The organism is Kitasatospora sp. NPDC023118, assembly GCF_055560875.1.
The window spans coordinates 288,930-303,947 of the sequence record NZ_JBVHHW010000003.1; the positions used below are offsets into that span (position 1 = coordinate 288,930).

Sequence of the window (15,018 nt, forward strand, 5' to 3'; positions counted from 1 at the left end):
TGTCGTCCTCCTCCCTCTCGACCTTCGTCCGGCCGCTGCATCCGGCGGTATACCGCTTCGATGTATCGGCTCGATATATCGAGAACAGTAAACCCGGCCCTCGGAACGGGCAAGGGGGGCACGCGTGAATGTGATCACAAGCCGACGCGCGGGTGGGGTTGGCAACGGGCGTGTAATGATCTGTCGCCGTTTTGCGGTCATTGACGGCTGATGTCCGATTAGTTGCCATTTCGTGCTGCGTACGCTGTCGCGTGTGCACGAGGACCAACCTCCGGGGTTAGGGCGGTCCGGGCATCGGACGTGAACCCTGCCTTCAGGCTGGACAGGCCTGGCGAGGAGTGGCTGGAACATGAGCGAGCGACGGCGAAGGACGCCCAACCCGGGCGGTGACGGGCAGCAGCCCCCGGGAGGCGGTGGCCGTCGGGGTGGACCCGGTCCCGATGAGCTGAGCTCGGAAGGGCTCAGCCGTCGACGTCCGCCCGGCGTCCGGGAGACCGCTCAGCAGCCCCGGATGGGCCGTGCCGAGATGCGCAAGGCCGCGCAGAAGAAGGGCAAGGGGGGCAGCCGACGGGGTGCCGCCGCCGCCGCTTCCGCCGCCGCGGCCGCCGGCCCCGGCAAGAAGCGCTTCATCGACTACCCCCGGTGGGGCAAGACCGGCGTCCGGCGCTGGCTGCCGTCCTGGAAGCAGTGGCTGAGCGCCTTCCTGCTCTTCTTCGCCACCGGCGTGGGCATCGTGTTCTACCTCTACCAGACCACGACGGTCCCGCAGCTCAAGGACCTGGTGAACGAACAGAACACGATCTACTACTGGGCCGACGGCAGTGAGATGACCCGCAAGGGCGACACCAACCGCCAGATCGTCGAGCTCAGCGACATCAGCCCCAACCTGCAGAACGCCGTCATCTCGGCGGAGAACGAGACCTTCCGCACCGACAGCGGCATCGACCCCAAGGGCATGCTGCGCGCCGTCTACAACATGGCGAGGGGCGGGGAGACCCAGGGCGCCTCGACGATCACCCAGCAGTACGTCAAGAACGCCTACCTGAGCCAGGAGCAGACCCTCAGCCGCAAGCTGAAGGAGTTCTTCATCACGCTGAAGATCAATCAGCAGACGAGCAAGGACGACATCCTCAAGGGCTACCTCAACACCAGCTGGTTCGGCCGCAACGCCAACGGCGCGCAGGCCGCCGCCCAGGCGTACTACGGCGTCAACGCCAAGGACCTGAACCTCTGCCAGAGCGCCATGCTGGCGGGACTGCTGAAGGGCGCGAACTACTACGACCCTTCCAAGCCGGCCAACCACGACCGCGCCGTGGAGCGCTGGAAGTGGATCCTGGACCGGATGGTGATCACCCACAACACCACCCCGGAGGAGCGGGCCAAGTGCACCACGTTCCCCGAGCCGATCCAGCCGAAGCCCAGCTCCAACATGAACGGTGAGATCAGCTACCTGGTCGACACCGTCAACCAGTACGTGATGGCCACCGACAAGACGATCACCCAGCAGGTGATCGACAAGGGCGGCCTGAAGATCTACACCACCTTCGAGAAGGACAAGGTCGACGCCCTGAAGAAGGCGGTCGACGACGTCAAGGCAGAGAACCTCAACCCGCAGAAGCGCCCCGACAACGACACCTTCATCCAGTTCGGCTCGGCCAGCATCCGCCCCGGCGACGGTGCGATCGTCGCCCTCTACGGCGGTGACGGCGTGGAGAACGGCCACTTCGACAACAACGCCAACGCGACGGGCGTCCAGGTCGGTTCGACCTTCAAGCCCTTCGTACTGGCCACCGCGATGCAGGTCGGCGTGCAGACCGCGAAGGGCGACGACGGCAAGCCGAAGCGGATCAACGCGGACAGCCGCTACCTCTCCGACGACCTGTCCGAGATCCGCAAGCCGGACGGCTCGCTGGTGATCGGCGACGACGGCAAGCCCTACCGGCAGAAGAACGAGGACGCCGGCAAGCGCGGCTACGTCTCGCTGCGCCAGGCCATGCAGTTCTCGTACAACGTGCCCTTCGTCCAGCTGAACCAGGACGTCGGCGGCCAGAACGTGGCCGACATCGCGGTGCAGATGGGCATCAAGAAGGAGAGCCTGGCCGACCCGAAGACCCCGACCTTCCCGCTCGGCACCTCCACCATCAGCCCGATCCGGATGGCCACCGCCTACGGCACCCTCGCGGCCAGCGGCAAGGAGGCCGAACCCTACTCGGCCACCAAGGTCGAGGTGGACGGCAAGGAGCGCCCGGGCTTCGGCAAGAAGGACACCAAGGCCGCCCTGGAGCCGGCCGTCGCCGACAACGTCACCGACGTGCTGGTGAACGTGGCGAAGAACGGTACCGGTACCAAGACCAACACGCTGGGCCGCCCGGTGGCCGGCAAGACCGGTACCACCGACCAGAACAAGTCGGCCTGGTGGGTCGGCTACACCCCGCAGCTGGTGACCAGCGTCGCGATGTGGCGCGAGGACCCGAACAAGCACGACCGGCTCTCGCTGAACGGCACCGGCGGCAAGGAGTCCATCCACGGTGGTGACATCCCGACGGACGTCTTCACCCGGTACATGAAGGCCGCGCTGGCCAACGAGAAGAAGATGGACTTCCCGAACCCGCAGCCGGTCGGCACCGAGGTGGACTCCTCCGGTGCGCCGTCCACGGCCACGGCCACGCCGACCCAGACGCCGACCCAGACCGCGACCGAGGCCCCGTCGGCCCAGGCGCAGCCGAACCAGCCGCAGCCGAACCAGCCGCAGCCGCCGCAGCCCACCCAGGGCGGGCGCTGTGTGCCGGGTGTGGACTGCCAGCCGACCCAGCAGCCGACCCACCCGCCGACGCCGACGAGCACCTGCTTCCTGTTGAACTGCACGGCACCGACGCCGACCGACAGCAGTTCGCCGGGTGGCGGTAACAGTGGCGGTGGCAAGCCGACCGGGGGCGGCAAGACGACCCCGAGCAGCACGACCACGCCGTAGGCGCGGCCAGTCGGTGCGACGGTGAATCGGCGGTGGCGGTCCTCCTCGGAGGGCCGCCACCGCCGTTTCGTCACCTTTCGCCGCCCGCGCCCCCTCCGTACCACTCGTACCGCCGGGGCCACCGCGGGGTCCTCCTCGTCCCGGCGCATCCGGTGCGGCAGGATGTCCGGCATGACGTCGAGCGATCGTGACGAGACCGCGGGCCCGCACGGGCCCGGCGCCGCCGCAGGGCCCACCCCGGCAGCCGTCGCCACGGCCGCGCCGCCGGCCAACACCGTGGTCGTCCCGGCCGACGAGGACCGGGTGGCGGCGGTCGGCAGCGAGGTGTTCGGCGGCCCGCCCGGCCGCCGGGCGCTGCTCGGCGTCTCCTGGTGGATCCCGGCGCGCTTCCTGGCGCTGGTGGTGATCGTGGTCTCGGCGCTCGGCATGGTGCACAACCTGCCCTGCTACCAGCAGGCCTGGTTCCAGCCGGGGTCGCCGCAGTACATCCACGCCTGCTACAGCGACATCCCGCACCTGTTCTCCGGGCGCGGCTTCGCGGCCGGGCTGCACCCGTACGTGGACCGCATTCCGGGCAGCTCGGGGGACCTCCAGTACCTCGAGTACCCGGTGCTGACCGGCCTGTTCATGCAGGTCGCGGCCTGGCTGACGCCCGGGGGCGGCACCCAGCAGGACCAGGAGCAGTGGTTCTGGGCGATCAACGCCGGGATGCTGATGGCCTGCGCGGTGGTCGCCGTGGTGGCGCTCTCGCGCATCCACCGCCGCCGCCCCTGGGACGCCCTGCTGTTCGGGCTCTCGCCCCTCCTGCTGCTGAACGGCACGGTCAACTGGGACCTGCTCGCGGTCGCCCTGGCCGCCGTGGCGATGGCCTGGTGGGCGGGCTCCCGGCCGGGCTGGGCCGGGGTGTTCATCGGCCTGGCGACCGCCGCCAAGCTCTACCCGCTGCTGCTGATCGGCCCGCTGCTGGTGCTCTGCTGGCGGGCCGGGAAGTGGCGCGAGTTCCGGGTGATGCTGGGCGGCGCGGTGGGCACCTGGCTGGTGGTCAACCTGCCGATCATGCTGGCCAACTGGCAGGGCTGGTCGACCTTCTACGTCTTCAGCAAGCACCGCGGCGAGGACTACGGCTCGTTCTGGCTGATCCTGATGCAGAACCGCGGCGTCGGGCTGGCCGACCTCGACCTCTACATCGGGGTGCTGATGGTGCTGGGCTGCGCGGCCATAGCGTGGCTGGGCCTCTCGGCGCCCCGCCGGCCGCGCCTCGTGCAGCTGGCCTTCCTGGTGGTCGCGCTGTTCGTGCTGGTCAACAAGGTGTACTCGCCGCAGTACGCGCTCTGGCTGCTGCCGCTCGCGGCGCTGGCCCGGCCGCGCTGGCGGGACATCCTGATCTGGCAGGCCTGCGAGGTGCTGTACACCCTGGGGATCTGGTCCCACCTGGGCTTCGTGACCGGGCCCAAGCAGCACGGGATCGGCGTGCCCTGGTACCACTTCGCGATCGTGCTGCACCTGCTCGGCACGCTCTACCTGGTCGTGCTGGTGGTCCGCGACGCCCTGCACGCGGACCGCGACCCGGTCCGCTGGGACGGCAGCGACGACCCCTCCGGCGGGGTGCTCGACCGCGCCCCGGACGTGTTCGTGCTGGGCACCGCCCGGCGGCTGCACGAGGAGGAGAGCTACGCCGCCTACGCGCCGGCCGGCCCCGAACAGTGGCTCAAGGAGCCCGTACTGCCGGAGCCGGCCGAGAAGCCGTAGGGCCGCGAGCGAGCCGTAGGGCTGCGAGCGAGCCGAAGGGCCGCGCCGGTGCCGAAAGGGAGAAGCGACTAGCGAGGTACGAGCGCCGGAGCGCCGACCGTCGGCACCGGGTCAGAGCGGCCCGGAGGCGAGCCGAGCACCATAAGGGGGGTGCTCAGCGGTCCACCACGCGGTCGAAGTGCGTGGTGGTGTGCCGGACCTGGAGGCCCAGTTCCTCGCCGATCGCGGGGGGTGCGGTCTCCCCGTCCAGGAACAGCAGCGAGACCTGCATGTGCGGCGGCTCGGCGAACCAGAGCTGCTTGCCGGCCCAGTGGAACGGCGACTTGGTCTTGTTGACGGTCGCCAGACCGGCCCGGGCGATGCCCTTGGCGCGCGCACCCATGCTCGCCACGTACTTGGGCGCCTCCAGGCCGATGCCGTGCGCGGTGCCGCCGGCGACCACCAGGATGTGGCCGTCGGAGGGCGCCGGGTGCTGGCGGTAGCCGTAGCGGTCGCCCTTCTTCAGCGGGGTGACGTCCAGCACCGTGGCCCGGACCTCCAGCGCGGCGTGGTCGCCCAGCCAGAGCCGGGTGCCGATCCGGGCCCGGAAGACGGTGCCCGGGTAGCGCTGGGTCAGTTGGTCCATGCCGGCCGCGCCGAGGTGGCTGACGAAGACGGTGTGCACCGGGATGCCGGCCGCCTTGGCGGTGTCCACCCAGTACGCGACCTCCTCGATCGGGCTGGAGCCGTCCGGCCGGTCCATCGGCAGGTGCAGCGCCAGGCCCTCGAAGGAGACCCCGTCCAGCTCGCCGGCCACCGTCGGCAGGTCGGCCGCGCTCACGCCGTGCCGGCGCATGGTGGTCATGCACTCCACGACCACCCGGGCGCCGTGCAGCGCGCGCAGCGCGTCCACGCCGGCCACCGTCCGGATCACCCGGGCGTGCGGCAGCGGGAGCACCTCCTCGCCGACCCGGTACGGGGTGAGCACCAGCAGCTCGCCGCCGTACCACTCGGCGGCGTCGGCCGCCTCGTAGGCGGTGCCGACGGCCAACACCCCGGTGCCGAGCAGCGTCGCCTCCTCGGCCAGCCGGTGGTTGCCCAGGCCGTAGCCGTTCCCCTTGGCGACCGGCACCAGGCCGGGGAACTCGGCCAGCACGGACCGCTGGTGGGTGCGCCAGCGTTCGGTGTCGAGGTAGAGCGACAGCGTCATCGGAGCAGCCTCCTCAGCGGCGGGACATGTAGAGGTCGAGGGCCTTGTGCAGCAGCTTGTTCAGCGGGAAGTCCCACTCGCCGAGGTACTCGGCCGCCTGGCCGCCGGTGCCGACCTTGAACTGGATCAGACCGAACAGGTGGTCGTTCTCGTCCAGGGTGTCACTGATTCCGCGCAGGTCGTACACGCCGCCGCCGAGGGCGTAGGCGTCGCGCATCATCCGCCACTGGATCGCGTTGGACGGCTTGACCTCGCGCTTGTGGTTCGCCGAGGCGCCGTAGGAGTACCAGACGTGCTCGCCGACCACCAGCATCGTGGTGGAGGCCAGCGGCTCGCCCTCGTGGTAGGCGATGTAGAGCCGCATCCGGTTCGGGTCCTCGGCGTTGAGGGCGTTCCACATCCGCTGGAAGTAGGCCAGCGGGCGCGGGGTGAACTTGTCGCGCTCGGCGGTCACCAGGTAGAGCTGGTGGAAGATCGGAAGCTCGTCGTAGCCGCCCTGGACCACCTCGACGCCGCTCTTCTCGGCCTTCTTGATGTTGCGGCGCCAGAGCTGGTTGAAGCCCTTCTGGATGTCGTCCAGCGAGCGGTTGGCCAGCGGCACCTGGTACACGTAGCGCGGCTGGACGTCGCCGAAGCCGGCGCCGCCGTCCTCGCCCTGCAGCCAGCCGGCCTTGCGCAGCCGATCGGCCACCTCGAAGGCGCGCGGCTCGTACCAGTCGGCCTCGATGTCGCGCAGGCGCTTGGCCTGCTTGCCGGCGATGGCCTCCTTGATGGTGGGGGCGTTCCAGCGGCGGATGACCACCGGCGGGCCCATCTTCACCGAGAACGCGCCCTGCGACTTCAGGTGCGCCAGCATCGGCGAGAGCCAGCGGTCGAGGTCGCGGTCGAACCAGTCGATGACCGGGCCCTCGGGCAGGTAGGCGAGGTAGCGCTTGACCTTGGGCAGCTGGCGGTAGAGCACCAGGCCGGCACCGACCAGCTGGTTGTGCTCGTCGAACCAGCCGATCGACTCGGAGCGCCACTCGGCCTTCACGTCTCCCCAGGCCGGCACCTGCATGTGGCTGGCCGAGGCGCGGCTCCTGATGAAGGCGAGGTGTTCCTCGCGGGTGATCGTCCTCAGGCGCAGGCTCATTGCTCGGTGCTCCTCGTCGGTCGGGCTGCGGTGGCCCCAGGTTCTCGGGGTGACCCTATCGTCCGGGGCTCGGGGGCCCGCCGCTGCGGGCACGACGGCGCCCCCGTCGCGTACCTGTCTTCTTGCAGATACGCGGCGGGGGCGCCGGGGGTTCCGTGGGGGTCCGTCGGCTCAGCCCACCAGGCCCCCGCGGGCGATACCGAGGTAGAAGCCGATCGCGGAGGCGCCGAGCGTGATCATCAGGACGAAGCGCTCGGCGGTGGTGACCGAGACGAACATGCCCCAGAGCCCCGTGACGATCCCGGCCAGGCCGGTCCACGAGGTCAGCACGTGCAGGTTGTAGAAGAACGAGGTGGTGAAGGCGATCACGCCCAGCACGGCGGTCAGTGCCACCAGGGTGTTCTCGCGGGGGTGCGGGTGGCCGTCGGTGTTCAGTGTGAGCGCGGGCATGCGGTGGACGGACTGGGCCATGAGTCCCACCTCCTGGCGTGGAGACGAACGGGCAGGAATCCCGTTCCGTCCAGATTGCGGCGGTTGGGTCGCTCTCACAACCCCTATGCGTTTTGTTCGGCCGTCCGGGTGCAGGTAGGCTGTGCCGTCTGCACTGGTGTAGTTGTGCCCCCTTGTGCCCTCTTCCGGGCGACATCCTCTTTCGGGTGAGCGGGGGCCGACTGTCGGACCCGGCCGCTACGGTGGGCCGGAGTCGTCACTGCTCCGGTGCCGACGCTACGCACAACCCTCCTGCCACGGAGAGACCGTGGCCGCTGAGTCCAAAGGAGGTGGGTTACTCATGCGTCACTACGAGGTGATGGTCATCCTCGACCCCTCGGTCGAGGAGCGCGCTGTCTCCCCCCTGATCGAGAACTTCCTCACTGTCGTCCGCAACGGCGGCGGCAAGGTGGAGAAGGTCGACACCTGGGGTCGTCGCCGTCTGGCTTACGAGATCAACAAGCAGTCCGAGGGCATCTACTCGGTCATCGACCTGAAGGCCACGCCTGAGGTCGTCAAGGAGCTCGACCGCCAGATGGGCCTGAGCGAGTCGGTTCTGCGGACCAAGGTCCTGCGCCCGGACACCCACTGAGCCACCTCTGAGGCCTTCGGGTCTCGGGTAGCTCGCGTCCGCTGTTTCACGTGAAACAGCGGTGAACGGACATCTTCCCGAGAGGTCATCACCACCATGGCAGGCGAGACCGTCATCACCCTCGTCGGCAATCTCGTCGACGACCCCGAGCTGCGTTTCACCCCGTCGGGTGCGGCGGTCGCGAAGTTCCGCATCGCGTCCACCCCCCGCACCTTCGACCGTCAGACGAACGAGTGGAAGGACGGCGAGAGCCTCTTCCTCACGTGCAACGTCTGGCGTCAGCCGGCGGAGAACGTGGCCGAGTCGCTGCAGCGCGGCATGCGCGTCATCGTGCAGGGCCGACTGCGCCAGCGGTCTTACGAGACCAAGGAAGGCGAAAAGCGGACGGTCTTCGAGGTCGAGGTCGACGAGGTCGGCCCGAGCCTGCGCTCGGCGACCGCGAAGGTCACCCGGGCCAACCGGTCCGGTGGCCCCGGTGGCCCCGGTGGCGGCTTCGGCGGCCAGCAGGGTGGCGGCCAGGGCGGTTGGGGCGGCGGTGGCGGCCAGCAGGGCGGCGGCTGGGGTGGAAACTCCGGCGGCGGCCAGTCCGGCCCCTCCGACGACCCGTGGGCGTCCAGCGCCCCGTCCGGCGGCAACCAGGGCGGCGGCTGGGGTGCCCCGTCCGGTGGCGGCTTCTCGGAAGAGCCCCCGTTCTAAGAGCTGACAGATTTCGTGCGGCCCGGCCGCCGGCGTCCCCGGACGCCCGCCGGGCCGTGAACCCCAAATGGAGCACACCATGGCGAAGCCGCCTGCTCGCAAGCCGAAGAAGAAGGTTTGCGTCTTCTGCAAGGACAAGGTCAACTACGTTGACTACAAGGACACGAACCTGCTGCGGAAGTACATCTCCGACCGCGGCAAGATCCGTGCCCGCCGGGTCACCGGCAACTGCACCCAGCACCAGCGTGACGTCGCCACGGCCGTGAAGAACAGCCGTGAGATGGCGCTGCTGCCCTACACCAGCACCGCGCGCTAAGAGAGGGTGACCGAGTAATGAAGATCATCCTCACGCACGAGGTGCCGGGTCTCGGCTCCGCCGGCGAGGTCGTCGAGGTCAAGGACGGCTACGCCCGCAACTACCTGGTCCCGCGTGGCTACGCCATCCGCTGGACCAAGGGTGGTCAGAAGGACGTCGACGCCATCCGTCGCGCCCGCAAGATCCACGAGATCCAGACCCTTGAGGCCGCCAACGACGTCAAGGGCAAGCTCGAGGGCGTCCAGGTCAAGCTGGCCGTTCGCTCGGGTGACGCCGGCCGTCTGTTCGGTTCGGTGACCCAGTCCGACGTCGTCGAGGCCATCAAGGCCGCCGGCGGCCCGGCTGTGGACAAGCGCGCCGTCGCGATCGCCTCGCCGATCAAGACCGTGGGCACCCACAAGGTCTCGGTCAAGCTGCACTCGGACGTCGTGGCCAACCTCGACGTCGCCGTCGTGGCTGCCTGAGTTCCGTAGCAGTGGCCTGAGGGCCGGACTCCCCCCGGGGAGTCCGGCCCTCGGTCGTTTTCGAGGAGACCGGCCCTAGCCCCGGACGGCGCCGGTGACCAGCCACTTGCCGCTGCGGGCCCGCCAGGCCATCAGGGCGGCGCGGACCAGCATGAACAGGTTCATCGCCCACCAGAGCCCGGCCAGGCCGGTGCCGCTCGCCGGGACGGCGAGGGCCACGGGCGTGAACACGACCAGCGTGGCGAGCATCGCCCAGGCCAGGAACGGGCCGTCCCCGGCGCCGACCAGGACCCCGTCCAGGACGAAGACCAGGCCGGCCACCGGCTGGGTGAGCGCGAGCAGCAGCAGGGCGGTGTCCAGCTGCCCCTGGACCGACGGATCGGGCGTGAACAGCGGGATGTACAGCGGGCGCGCCAGCACCACCAGCAGGCCGAGCGCCACGCCCGAACCGACGCCCCACTCGACCATCCGCCGGGTGGCGGCCCTGGCGCCCGGGACGTCCGAGGCACCCAGGTAGCGCCCGATGATCGCCTGCCCGGCGATCGCGATGGCGTCCAGCGCGTAGGCCAGGAAGCTGAACAGCGTCATGGTGATCTGGTGTGCGGCCACCTGGTCGTCGCCGAGCCGGGCGGCCACCGCGGTGGCGATCATCAGCACCCCGCGCAGGCTGACCGTCCGGACCAGCAGCGGACCGCCCGCCTTGGCACTGGCCCGGATGCCCGTCGCGTCCGGCCGCAGCGACGCCCGCTCGCGGCGGGCGCCGCGGACCACCACGGTCAGGTAGACGGCGGCCATCCCGGTCTGCGCCAGCACGGTGCCCCAGGCCGAGCCGGCCACCCCGAGCCCGGCGCCGTACACCAGGCCGGCGTTCAGGCCGAGGTTGGCGGTGAAGCCCGCGACCGCCACCAGCAGCGGTGTGCGGGTGTCCTGGAGGCCGCGCAGCACGCCGGTGGCGGCCATCACCAGCAGCATCGCCGGGATGCCCAGGGAGCTGATCCGCAGGTACGTCACCGCGTACGGCGCGGCGGTCGGCGATGCGCCCAGGAGGTCGGCCACCCAGGGGGCCAGCAGCAGGGTGAGCAGGACCACCGGGACGGCCAGCCCGAGGGCGAGCCAGAGGCCGTCGACGCCCTGCTGGACGGCACCCCGGCGGTCCCCGGCGCCGATCCGGCGGGCCACCGCGGCGGTGGTGGCGTAGGCCAGGAAGACGAACACCCCGGTCGCGGTGGTGAGCGCGGCGGAGGCGACGCCGACCCCGGCGAGTTGGGGGGTGCCGAGGTGGCCGACGATCGCCGAGTCGGCCATCAGGAACAGCGGCTCGGCGACCAGGGCGCCGAAGGCCGGGATCGCCAGGGCGAGGATCTCGCGGTCGTGTCGGCGTCCGGAGGGCTCGGTGGGGGCGGCGGTCATGGGCTCCAGAGTACTCATCCACAGGTAATGACTGCTAGACAATTGTGAGCATTACTCGAAATCTTGAACGAGGAGCTCCGTCCGCTGTGCGCCCACAGCCGTTCGGTGGTGTGTGAAGAATTTCTCATGCACAGGCCCTGGAAGAGGTAATCGCAGGTCAGTCGGTTGACGGCGGATCGATCGTCCGGTTATCCACAGGGGCTTCCACAGGGGTGTCCACAGCTTTGCGGCAGTTCTCCACAGCCCAGGGCCACTCGTCCACACCCCCTGTGGATAACCGCCTTGGCGCGAGGGCTTCCGGCGCCTTAGCGTGGGCTCTCCGCCCGACACTCCCGCCCGCCCCGGCGTCCGATTCGTCGGCGCCGTGGCGTACAAAGAGGAGCGGCTCCGCTCCACCCAGCCATCGGCAAGGCCCGCTCCAACTCGCACCACTCGCTGATCGGGGAACACGCGTGACCGGCCCCCAGTACGACGACCACGACGCCCCGCCGCCGGAGGAGGACTGGCAGACCGCCGAGGACCCCTTCCCGGTCGGCGCCTTCGACGACGCTCCCTTCCCGGAGGGGCCCGGCGACCGGCTCCCGGTCCCCCGCAACCGCGGTGGTCAGGGTGGCGGCCGGGGCGAGGGTTTCCGCAAGGGCGGTGGCTTCAAGAAGGGTGACCGCCGGGACGACCGTGACCGCCGCGAGGACGAGGGCCGGGGCGGCGTCGACGGCTTCGAGCGGGTTCCCCCGCAGGACCTCGCCGCCGAGCAGTCCGTCCTGGGCGGCATGCTGCTCTCCAAGGACGCCATCGCCGACGTCGTCGAGGTGCTCAAGCCGGCCGACTACTACCGGCCCGCGCACGAGATGGTCCACGGCGCGATCCTCGACCTCTACGCCCGCGGCGAGCCGGCCGACCCGATCACCGTGGCCGGCGAGCTGACCAAGCGCGGCGAGCTGCAGCGCGTCGGCGGCGCCTCCTACCTGCACACCCTGGTCAACTCCGTCCCGACCGCGGCCAACGCCGAGTACTACGCGCAGATCGTCCACGAGCGGGCCGTGCTGCGCCGCCTGGTCGAGGCCGGTACCCGGATCGCCGGCATGGGCTACGCGGCCGAGGGCGACGTGGACGAGATCGTCAACGCCGCCCAGGCGGAGATCTACGCCGTCACCGAGCAGCGCACCAACGAGGACTACGCGCCGCTGGCCGACATCATGGAGGGCGCCCTCGACGAGATCGAGGCGATCGGCTCCCGGCAGGGCCAGATGTCCGGCGTGCCGACCGGCTTCGCCGACTTCGACCAGCTCACCAACGGCCTGCACCCCGGTCAGATGATCGTCATCGCGGCCCGCCCCGCCATGGGTAAGTCCACCCTCGCGCTGGACTTCGCCCGCGCCTGCTCGATCCACCACAAGCTGCCGAGCGTGATCTTCTCGCTCGAAATGGGCCGCAACGAGATCGCCATGCGTCTGCTCTCCGCCGAGGCCCGGGTCGCGCTGCACCACATGCGCTCCGGGAACATGACGGACGACGACTGGACCCGGGTCGCCCGCCGGATGCCCGACGTCAGCGAGGCGCCGCTGTTCATCGACGACTCGCCGAACCTGTCGATGATGGAGATCCGCGCCAAGTGCCGCCGGCTCAAGCAGCGCAACGACATCAAGCTGATCGTGATCGACTACCTCCAGCTGATGCAGTCCGGTGGCTCCCGCCGGGCCGAGAACCGTCAGCAGGAGGTCTCGGACATGTCCCGTAACCTCAAGCTGCTGGCCAAGGAGCTGGAAGTCCCTGTCATCGCGCTCTCGCAGCTGAACCGTGGTCCCGAGCAGCGCACCGACAAGCGGCCGATGGTCTCGGACCTGCGTGAGTCCGGCTCGATCGAGCAGGACGCCGACATGGTCATCCTGCTGCACCGCGAGGACGCGTACGAGAAGGAGTCCCCGCGCGCGGGCGAGGCCGACCTGATCGTCGCCAAGCACCGTAACGGTCCGACCGCCACCATCACGGTGGCCTTCCAGGGCCACTACTCGCGCTTCGTCGACATGACCCGGGACTAGCAGCCGTCGGCCGGTCAGGTTGCGCGGCTCCCGGGCCGAAAGGGTGCCGCGATCGACTACTCACCCTGCGGTGAAGCAAATACGACTGTGGTTGCCCGGCAAACGCGGTGCCGAGCGCGCCCAGCCGCGGGGCCCAGGCTGGGCTGGCTCGACGCTCTGCGCGGCCTGGCCGCCCTGGTGGTGGCGCTGCACCACTTCGGCATCCTCGAACCGCTGCCGTTCGGCGGGGCGGTCTGGGCGCACTTCGACCTCGGCCTGTACGGGGTCATGGTGTTCTTCCTGGTCAGCGGCTACATCATCCCGGCCTCGCTGGAGCGCCGGGGTGACGTGCGGGCCTTCTGGGTGGGGCGCATCTTCCGGATCTACCCGGCGCTGATAGGCACCTACGCGGTGGCCGTCATGGTCCTTCCCAAGGGGGACGGCTCGGTCGCCCTGTTCCGGACCGGCCACGACCGCGGCAGACATCGAGGGCCTGTGCCCCGGCCGGGGTACAGGCCCTTCGTCGGTACGGGGCTCCGGGTCAGATGCTGACGGTGGCGCGGAAGAGGGTGGTGTCCGTGCCGGCGAGGCGGGTCGGGGCGCCGGTGGCCGGGAGGAAGGCCGACTGGCCGCGGGCGAGGTCCAGGGCGGTGCCGTCGGCGGCGGTGAGCCGTACCGCGCCCGCGGTGCAGAGCAGGATCTGCGGGGTGCGGCCGTCGATCTCGCGCTCGATGCCGTCCAGCTCGAAGCGGGAGAGCCGGAACTCGTCGATCGGGACGGGGTAGAGCTGCTCGCCGGGGGTCGCCGCGACCGGGACGGGACGGACGACCCGGGCCGCGTCGGGCTCGAAGACCACGACCTTCAGCAGCTCCGGCACGTCGATGTGCTTGGGGGTGAGACCGGCCCGCAGCACGTTGTCCGAGTTGGCCTGCAGTTCGACGCAGACGCCGGACAGGTAGGCGTGCGGCACCCCGGCGCCCAGGTAGAGCGCCTCGCCGGCGCGCAGTCGGACGTGGTTGAGCAGGAGGGCGGCGATCAGGCCGCGGTCCTCCGGGAAGTCCTCGGCGATCCGGGCGTACGGGGCGTAGTCCCAGTCCGGGTCGCCGTCGTCGCTCTCCGCCAGCGCCCGGGCGGTCTCCCGGGCGATCCGCTCGGCGGTCCGGTCCTCCATGGTGAGGACGGCGGCCAGGGCTCCGCGCAGCGCCTCGGCCTCGTCCTCGACGGACAGCAGGTCGATCAGCGGGTCGAGCCCGGGCACCGAGAGCCCGGCCATCAGCCCGGCCGCCTCGACGGGCCGGCGGAAGCCGCACAGGCCTTCGAACTCGCCCAGCGCGCAGACCATTTCGGGCTTGTGGTTGTCGTCGCGGTAGCTGCGCTCGGGGGCGTCCAGCGGGATCCCGAGGGCGTTCTCGGCGGCGAAGCCGGCCCGGGCCTGGTCCAGCGTGGGGTGTGCCTGGATGGACAGCGGGATGCCCGCGGCGAGCACCTTGAACAGGAACGGCAGGGTCGGGCCGAACCTGGCCACGCTGGCCGCGCCGAGCTCGCCCTCGGGGTCGGCCGCGATCAGCTCGTCCAGCCGCCGCGGGCCCTCGCCGCGGTCGGCGCGGGACGGGTCGCCGGGGTGGGCGCCCATCCACAGCTCGGCCTGCGGTTCGCCGGTCGGCTGCTGCCCCAGCAGCTCGGGCAGGGCCGTGAGCGACCCCCAGACATACGGGCGGACGGTGTTGACGAGCCTGTCCATGCGCGCGGTCCTACTCCTTCGCTGTCTGGGCGGGTCTGCCGGATCGCCGGGGCGGGCCCGGCGGTGCGGGGGGTCCGGGCACGGGCAAGGGCATCGACCCTAGCCCACCTGCCGCACCCACGGGGAAACGGTGGTCATCCGGTGGGAGTGCCATGGTCGGACCGGTGGTTCCCGGGCGCGGTAGTAGGATGCCAGGACGCAGTAGTCCCCGCCCCGCACAGCATTCTCCACCGTGGTCAACCCGTCGGCGG

13 protein-coding genes are annotated in these 15,018 nt (G+C 70.5%); 8 read left to right on the forward strand and 5 right to left on the reverse strand.

Annotated features, from left to right (window positions below):
- The first annotated feature begins 511 nt into the window (after window positions 1-511).
- Complete coding sequence (locus ACZ3UD_RS05795; protein ID WP_465582643.1) at window positions 512-2,971, forward strand: transglycosylase domain-containing protein; 2,460 nt, start codon at window positions 512-514, stop codon at window positions 2,969-2,971.
- A 171-nt stretch (window positions 2,972-3,142) separates the two neighbouring features.
- On the forward strand, window positions 3,143-4,720 hold the full coding sequence (locus ACZ3UD_RS05800) for a glycosyltransferase family 87 protein (protein WP_465582645.1): 1,578 nt from the start codon (window positions 3,143-3,145) through the stop codon (window positions 4,718-4,720).
- 154 nt (window positions 4,721-4,874) lie between these two features.
- Here the strand turns inward: ACZ3UD_RS05800 and ACZ3UD_RS05805 are convergent, their stop codons facing one another.
- The 3 genes from ACZ3UD_RS05805 to ACZ3UD_RS05815 form a co-directional block, all read right to left on the reverse strand.
- The gene (locus ACZ3UD_RS05805; RefSeq protein WP_465582647.1) at window positions 4,875-5,909 is read right to left on the reverse strand and encodes an alanine racemase; all 1,035 of its coding nucleotides are present in this window, start codon (window positions 5,907-5,909) and stop codon (window positions 4,875-4,877) included.
- Between the two features lie 13 nt (window positions 5,910-5,922).
- A complete protein-coding gene (locus tag ACZ3UD_RS05810) occupies window positions 5,923-7,041 on the reverse strand; it encodes a lipid II:glycine glycyltransferase FemX (protein ID WP_465582649.1) in 1,119 nt (372 codons plus the stop codon).
- 171 nt (window positions 7,042-7,212) lie between these two features.
- Window positions 7,213-7,512, reverse strand: coding sequence for a hypothetical protein (locus tag ACZ3UD_RS05815; protein WP_350743877.1), 300 nt, complete (start codon window positions 7,510-7,512; stop codon window positions 7,213-7,215).
- A 319-nt stretch (window positions 7,513-7,831) separates the two neighbouring features.
- On the opposite strand from ACZ3UD_RS05815, the gene rpsF reads away from it, so the two are divergent.
- From rpsF to rplI, 4 genes are all read left to right on the forward strand, one after another.
- Window positions 7,832-8,122: a 30S ribosomal protein S6 gene (gene rpsF, locus ACZ3UD_RS05820; protein ID WP_030233085.1), complete on the forward strand. Its 291-nt coding sequence runs from the start codon at window positions 7,832-7,834 to the stop codon at window positions 8,120-8,122.
- A gap of 96 nt (window positions 8,123-8,218) precedes the next feature.
- Complete coding sequence (locus tag ACZ3UD_RS05825; protein ID WP_387613286.1) at window positions 8,219-8,818, forward strand: single-stranded DNA-binding protein; 600 nt, start codon at window positions 8,219-8,221, stop codon at window positions 8,816-8,818.
- Window positions 8,819-8,897: 79 nt separating this feature from the next.
- Window positions 8,898-9,134: a 30S ribosomal protein S18 gene (rpsR, locus tag ACZ3UD_RS05830; RefSeq protein WP_030059640.1), complete on the forward strand. Its 237-nt coding sequence runs from the start codon at window positions 8,898-8,900 to the stop codon at window positions 9,132-9,134.
- A 17-nt stretch (window positions 9,135-9,151) separates the two neighbouring features.
- A complete protein-coding gene (rplI, locus tag ACZ3UD_RS05835) occupies window positions 9,152-9,598 on the forward strand; it encodes a 50S ribosomal protein L9 (RefSeq protein ID WP_465582653.1) in 447 nt (148 codons plus the stop codon).
- Between the two features lie 75 nt (window positions 9,599-9,673).
- On the opposite strand, the gene ACZ3UD_RS05840 is transcribed toward rplI, so the two are convergent.
- Window positions 9,674-11,008, reverse strand: a complete 1,335-nt coding sequence (locus ACZ3UD_RS05840) for an MATE family efflux transporter (protein ID WP_465582655.1) — start codon at window positions 11,006-11,008, stop codon at window positions 9,674-9,676.
- Between the two features lie 452 nt (window positions 11,009-11,460).
- Between ACZ3UD_RS05840 and dnaB the strand changes: the two genes are divergently transcribed.
- Both dnaB and ACZ3UD_RS05850 read left to right on the forward strand, forming a co-directional pair.
- Entirely contained in the window at window positions 11,461-13,047 is a 1,587-nt protein-coding gene (gene dnaB, locus ACZ3UD_RS05845) for a replicative DNA helicase (protein ID WP_465582657.1), read from the forward strand.
- 87 nt (window positions 13,048-13,134) lie between these two features.
- Entirely contained in the window at window positions 13,135-13,578 is a 444-nt protein-coding gene (locus tag ACZ3UD_RS05850; protein ID WP_465582658.1) for an acyltransferase family protein, read from the forward strand.
- On the opposite strand, the gene manA is transcribed toward ACZ3UD_RS05850, so the two are convergent.
- A complete protein-coding gene (gene manA / locus ACZ3UD_RS05855) occupies window positions 13,568-14,767 on the reverse strand; it encodes a mannose-6-phosphate isomerase, class I (protein ID WP_465582660.1) in 1,200 nt (399 codons plus the stop codon). The two genes, ACZ3UD_RS05850 and manA, sit on opposite strands and share 11 nt — an antisense overlap.
- Window positions 14,768-15,018: the final 251 nt, after the last annotated feature.

Excerpts from the sequence above, each read along its gene's own strand:
- ACZ3UD_RS05795 (WP_465582643.1), top strand. The coding sequence starts at position 512 with ATGGGCCGTGCCGAGATGCGCAAGGCCGCGCAGAAGAAGGGCAAGGGG.
- ACZ3UD_RS05800 (WP_465582645.1), top strand. The coding sequence starts at position 3,143 with ATGACGTCGAGCGATCGTGACGAGACCGCGGGCCCGCACGGGCCCGGC.
- ACZ3UD_RS05805 (WP_465582647.1), bottom strand. The coding sequence starts at position 5,909 with ATGACGCTGTCGCTCTACCTCGACACCGAACGCTGGCGCACCCACCAG.
- ACZ3UD_RS05810 (WP_465582649.1), bottom strand. The coding sequence starts at position 7,041 with ATGAGCCTGCGCCTGAGGACGATCACCCGCGAGGAACACCTCGCCTTC.
- ACZ3UD_RS05815 (WP_350743877.1), bottom strand. The coding sequence starts at position 7,512 with ATGGCCCAGTCCGTCCACCGCATGCCCGCGCTCACACTGAACACCGAC.
- rpsF (WP_030233085.1), top strand. The coding sequence starts at position 7,832 with ATGCGTCACTACGAGGTGATGGTCATCCTCGACCCCTCGGTCGAGGAG.
- ACZ3UD_RS05825 (WP_387613286.1), top strand. The coding sequence starts at position 8,219 with ATGGCAGGCGAGACCGTCATCACCCTCGTCGGCAATCTCGTCGACGAC.
- rpsR (WP_030059640.1), top strand. The coding sequence starts at position 8,898 with ATGGCGAAGCCGCCTGCTCGCAAGCCGAAGAAGAAGGTTTGCGTCTTC.
- rplI (WP_465582653.1), top strand. The coding sequence starts at position 9,152 with ATGAAGATCATCCTCACGCACGAGGTGCCGGGTCTCGGCTCCGCCGGC.
- ACZ3UD_RS05840 (WP_465582655.1), bottom strand. The coding sequence starts at position 11,008 with ATGACCGCCGCCCCCACCGAGCCCTCCGGACGCCGACACGACCGCGAG.
- manA (WP_465582660.1), bottom strand. The coding sequence starts at position 14,767 with ATGGACAGGCTCGTCAACACCGTCCGCCCGTATGTCTGGGGGTCGCTC.